Annotated in this window: 7 protein-coding genes; all 7 read right to left on the bottom strand. The window is 29.8% G+C overall.

Annotation, left to right across the window (positions count from 1 at the left end; all coding sequences use genetic code 11):
- Window positions 1-99: 99 nt before the first annotated feature.
- A complete protein-coding gene (locus PF569_00870) occupies window positions 100-450 on the bottom strand; it encodes a hypothetical protein (GenBank protein MDA3854779.1) in 351 nt (116 codons plus the stop codon).
- Between the two features lie 23 nt (window positions 451-473).
- Window positions 474-1,286, bottom strand: a complete 813-nt coding sequence (locus PF569_00865; protein MDA3854778.1) for a site-specific DNA-methyltransferase — start codon at window positions 1,284-1,286, stop codon at window positions 474-476.
- Window positions 1,287-1,293: 7 nt separating this feature from the next.
- Window positions 1,294-1,638, bottom strand: a complete 345-nt coding sequence (locus tag PF569_00860; GenBank protein MDA3854777.1) for a hypothetical protein — start codon at window positions 1,636-1,638, stop codon at window positions 1,294-1,296.
- Between the two features lie 52 nt (window positions 1,639-1,690).
- Window positions 1,691-2,305 carry a hypothetical protein gene (locus tag PF569_00855; GenBank protein ID MDA3854776.1) on the bottom strand — a complete coding sequence of 205 codons (615 nt, stop codon included), beginning with the start codon at window positions 2,303-2,305 and terminating at the stop codon, window positions 1,691-1,693.
- A 33-nt stretch (window positions 2,306-2,338) separates the two neighbouring features.
- The gene (locus PF569_00850) at window positions 2,339-3,583 is read right to left on the bottom strand and encodes a hypothetical protein (GenBank protein ID MDA3854775.1); all 1,245 of its coding nucleotides are present in this window, start codon (window positions 3,581-3,583) and stop codon (window positions 2,339-2,341) included.
- Window positions 3,584-3,592: 9 nt separating this feature from the next.
- Window positions 3,593-4,330, bottom strand: a complete 738-nt coding sequence (locus tag PF569_00845; protein MDA3854774.1) for a hypothetical protein — start codon at window positions 4,328-4,330, stop codon at window positions 3,593-3,595.
- A 15-nt stretch (window positions 4,331-4,345) separates the two neighbouring features.
- The coding region (locus PF569_00840; protein MDA3854773.1) for a BspA family leucine-rich repeat surface protein at window positions 4,346-5,359 on the bottom strand (1,014 nt) is incomplete at its 5' end.

The raw sequence follows: 5,359 nt of genomic DNA, 5'->3' as shown, positions 1-5,359 counted from the left end.
TAAAACTTTGGGCTTCTTGTTTCAACGATCAAACTTCAAAATTAAGTAAACTTATTTTTGAGAGGTCTTAATCTCTACAAGCGTAAATTCGGGTAACTCCTACCCTATTTTAATTTTAGATAAAATTGTAAAGGTTTTAAAATCCATTACGCCATCAAAACCCATTTTCTTATTTCTTCTTTTTATGTGGCTATACTGGATTTTTAGCAAAGCTATTTCTCTATCTTCATATAATCCATACTGGTTCCCATTTTTTGCAAGAAACTCCACTTTTAAACAACCGCAACTATTTGACTTCCCACTTGACAGATTATCAGCTACGACAACTTTTTCATTCCCACAATCACATTTACACAACCATAAATGCTTATTTCTTTTGTCTTTCCCAGCGTGCTTTATAACAAGCAAACGCCCATACCTCATATTTATTCTGTCTAAAAATCTTGGCATATTATTACCCCTTTAATCATTAGCTATACTTGATTATAGGTTATTTTGGGAGTAATGTCTAGTGTTAATAAATGTTTTTCTAATCTATCTTTTCCAACTTGAAAATAATGCTCATCTTTTTCAATACCTATAAAACTTCGCTTAGTGTTGAGGCAAGCTATTGCAGTTGTGAAGCTTCCCATTGTAAAATCAAGTACCGTTTCACCTTCGTTGGTGTAGGTTTTTATTAGGTATTCCATGAGGGCTACTGGTTTTTGTGTTGGGTGTACTGCTTTAGAGTTTAAAGACGCAAATTTTAAAATCTCCACTGGATAATTTGTATACTTTTGAAAATAGTTCTTGCTAATAGGTGCATTATTTATTACAGAGGAGGCACTACTACCATCGCTACCACGGCTCATTGTTCTGTCTGAGTTGTTGACTACTTTATTAAAAGGGATTAAACCTTGCGGATTGTATATATGTTTACTTTTAGAAAATACTATAATATTTTCAGTGGTTTTCATAGGTCTATTTTTAGCATTTAGATGTCCAGTTTTATGATGCTTCACCCACACCCAATCATACTTATAATTTTTTATATTACTCATTCTCAAAGCACTACTAAAAGGTTCAGAACCGAATAAAACAATAGCACCATTAACTTTAATCAACTTATTTAATCTTTCCCACATAAGTTCAAAAGGAATAACACTATCCCACTTACAGGCCGTTGTGCCATACGGAGGATCTGTTATTATAGCATCTACTTTAACCCCTTCCAGTATCAACCTATCCATTTCTTCCAGACAATCACCTTTTATTAGTCTATGGTTATCAATATATAATTCGTCCATCTAGAGTTTATCCTTCCATTTGTTTTTCAAGTATTTCATTAGATTTATTTTTAAGTTTTTTAACTAGGTTTATATTATAGTATTCACCAGTTTTTTTAGCCTTTTCATAACCTTTAATCATATCATTTAGGAATTTAGATGGAGAGAAAAAACCTGTTAGCTCACCATCTTCTTTTAATTTCAGAAGTGTTTTACCATAATAAGGAATTCTAATTTCTTCCCCTTCTGAATAAGAGGTTAATGCATATAGGTTAAACCACTCAAATACTTTGACTATATCAGCTAGTCCTAGCCCTGTATAGGTTCTTATTTCTTCTATTACTTCTTTATCTGTTTTATTTAATCCTGTCACACACTCCCCCACCTCTATTACAAGGTTAATTAAATTTTAATATATTTTATGCTTAATCAATAAGATACTTGAAATGTGGTAGATTGTCAAGCATAAACTGGCAGAAGTCCCTCCATTCAGATAATTTATGATCTTTTCTAGCATAGTACATATTTAGCATATTCTCATAGTTAAATGTTAGCATCCTTTCTTGATTAAAAGAGGAAGGTAACATTTGTATGATATCTTTCCAGACCATTTTATCTTTTGTTTCATTGAATAATTTAATTTTACTATTGATAAAATCAATATATAATTGGAACGTTTGATATGTATCTGGATCAATACTATCAAAACTAAAATTGTCTAAAGATAAATCTGCTTTATGTATAGTATGCATGGATGATTCTGAATTAGCTACTGTAGAAATTTTATATGTATCATATTCCTTCCACCAGTACCAAGGGGCTTTAATAGATACACTAATCTGTATCTGTCTAATTACCTTCCTATGATCTGACCCTGATTTAACTAGTTTTTTCATTAAAGCTAAATCATTTTCCCCTACAATAAAACTGTAGTTTTCATCAAAATGACTATCCATTTTCTGATGTGAGTTCATAGGTAGTCTCATACCATAGATAGCATTAGTCCAATTACTTGTTTCTAACATCTTAATATCAATCAATATCTTCCTCCTTTATTGATTATAGTTAATTTATTATTTCTTGTCAAATCTGGAAGAAATAGTTTTTAATTCCAGTTCAGTTAAGTCTAATACTTGTCCTAGTGCCTCGATATCTAATAAGGTTTCATTTATTAGTTTATTCATAAGATCACTATCTTTGATAGCTCTCCTAAATCCTGATAACATTTTATATTTATGGTGTATCATACTAAACGCACTATAAGGATTTTCAAGTATACGTGGATTTTTAAATACTTTATTATCATAGTTTCCATCAATTAAATCCTGTGCTATCTCTTTTAGAAAATCTTTAAAGTCACTAGTTGATTTTATCATACCTTTTAATGACTCAGGTATAGGTATTTCTAAATTTGGATTAGTATTATCTCCATCAATATTATTTAAAATATTATAGGCATATCTAGTATATAATTTTTTTCTTACAGATTTAAACCTTCTCATATCTTTTAATGGTTCAGTATAATAATCATAGAATCTATTAGTAAGCCTCTTCTGCTGATCTATACTTAAAATCTTCCAACCTTCAAAGGCACTTTTAGCATTAGTCATAAAATCATCAAAATCACCTATGACATATTTCATATCTTGTTTTTCTAATATATCTATAGCTTGTGCAAATCTAGCATTTACTTCTATATTTTGCTTTGCATAGTCTTTATATCCTTTTTCAGGAGTAATATAATTGCTATTATTATATTTACCTTTACTTTGATAATCATCATAGGCATGAGTTAGTTCATGTAAAAGTGTAGACTCCATAGGGTTTCTACCAATAGTGAATACTTCTGCTAATATTTTTTCTAGTTTTTTATTACTTCTTTCTTCAATAGCTTCATAAACATTATTCATTATTCTATCTTCCATCTCCTGAGAGTCTAGAAATAAAGATATATTATCTGATTTAGAGTTATAGACCCCTGCGATACCTTTCTTTTGAGGAAAATTTCCTACAATTAAATAAATACCAAAATAACGATCTTGGAAATTTTGTAAAAAGGGTTTTAATAGTTTAGATTTAGATAGTTTTAGCCAATCAGGAAAAACCTTTAATAAATAATATGATCTTTTCTTAGATAAGTCTAAATACTTATCATAAGACTCAGGAAGTAAGGAAGCTAAATCATTTACGTTAGTTTTAATGAGATGTTCTACTAACTTCCTATTTAATACTCTTAGCTCTTTCTCTGATTCTAAAGATTCTACTAAGTTATCAATAGTATAGTCAGAGTCTTCAAGAAAGTTTTTTATATAGTCCATAATAACCTCTTATCTTATTGCTACAGCTTTAGTGTACTCTTTCCATTTAATAAGTAATCTTTTTTTAATATCTTCTCCTTCAGTTCTCATATCATCATAATTAAACTCAGTAGGGAGTTCAGGGTTAGACTGTGATAAAACTCTTACTACCCAAAGTAGTGTTTCAGCTTGTGCTAATTCTAACACTTCTTTTTGTTTATTCCAAGGGATTTTATTAAAGTCTTCTGACCATTTAGCCCATTCAATATCAACATATCCAGGTTCATTACAGAAGTAAGTAACTACTCTATTTGTTTCATCAGTATCAAACCGAGTTATACGATTAGAGTTTCTTTGAACATCATCAGCACTTTTTAGTGATCCAGTTATAGAGTTCATACCATAATTATATCTTGTTCCAAAAGAGGAATAGCTTGATTTCATTACACTCATTTGAGTTACAAAAGGATTACCAGAAGGATAATTATTACCTAATGTATCAGCCTGTGAAGTAAAAGCATGATGTACTACACTATAGGTAAAATCATCAGGGAATTCAACTATACCTTCAGCACCCGCACCTATAGCAATAGACTGTATTTCTCTTATAGGAAACCATTTAAAATATTCTTTCATAGCTGGAAGAATAGCATAGTTTTCTATTGTAGTCTGGTTATAGGGTAATGAAACTGTAGTAGGATCAATCAATGGATACCCCAAAATTGATAATACATATTCATAATCTGATTGACTTATTGTTAATGCCATATTTTTACCTCTTTATTATTTATACCATATAGGGGGATTATTTTCAAGTGCAGAATCCCGAAACATAAATCTCATATCTTTTATATTACTAACATTCCAGTTTGATATATCTCCATCAAAATCAGTACCCTTAAACATATAGCTCATATTTTTTACATTACTTACATCCCAGTTTGATATATCTCCAGTAAAATTACTATCATTAAACATAAAACTCATAGTTTCTACATTACTTACATTCCATTTTGATATATCCCCATTAAACTCACTTGTATAAAACATATAGCTCATAATTTCTACCTTACCTACATCCCAGTTTGATATATCCCCATTAAAATTACTTGTATAAAACATATAGCTCATAGTTTCTACATTACTAACATCCCAGTTTGAGATATCACCATTAAACTCACTATCCTGAAACAGATAGCTCATACTTTTTACATTACTAATGTCTAAATGATTCAAATCCGCATTGTCTCTAGTATTACTTAGAATATAATCAAGTTCTTCTCTATCTTTAACTTTATAGTATTCTCCTTTTTCCCAAGCTGGTCTTGTAAGTCTATTAACTTTCTTATAAAAGGATTTTTCTTTAGTCATAAAAAACAAACTGGTTCCTAGAATATCTTCTAATTTAGCTATAGAAATATTCCTATCTTCTTTATCAAAAACTTCCATCTCCATATTAGGGTAAACAGCAATAGCATATTTTTCATTTTCATGAAGAATATAGATTAAAACAATATTATTTTCTAACACGTATGTTCTCCAATAGCTAGAATCTTTTTGATATGCAGTACACCATTTACCTTCACAACCACCTATAGATTTAGAAGCAATCAATTTACTTGCTTCATGATTTAAGGGAACATAGCCTAAGAACTTATCTGTAGGGAATACAAGATAATCTTCACCTTCTTTTAATCCAGATATTCCACCAGCTTTAACTCTTTTACTCTTTTGAGTTTTTGAAACTTGATTTAATAATGGTTCAAAGTCTGAGTAAGTTAAATTATTCAGATTATT

The sequence above is a fragment of the Candidatus Woesearchaeota archaeon genome (assembly GCA_027858315.1).
GTDB lineage: Archaea > Nanobdellota > Nanobdellia > Woesearchaeales > UBA583 > UBA583.
Note: the sequence above shows the minus strand (reverse complement) of the source record. Positions and strands in the feature narration are given on the sequence as shown.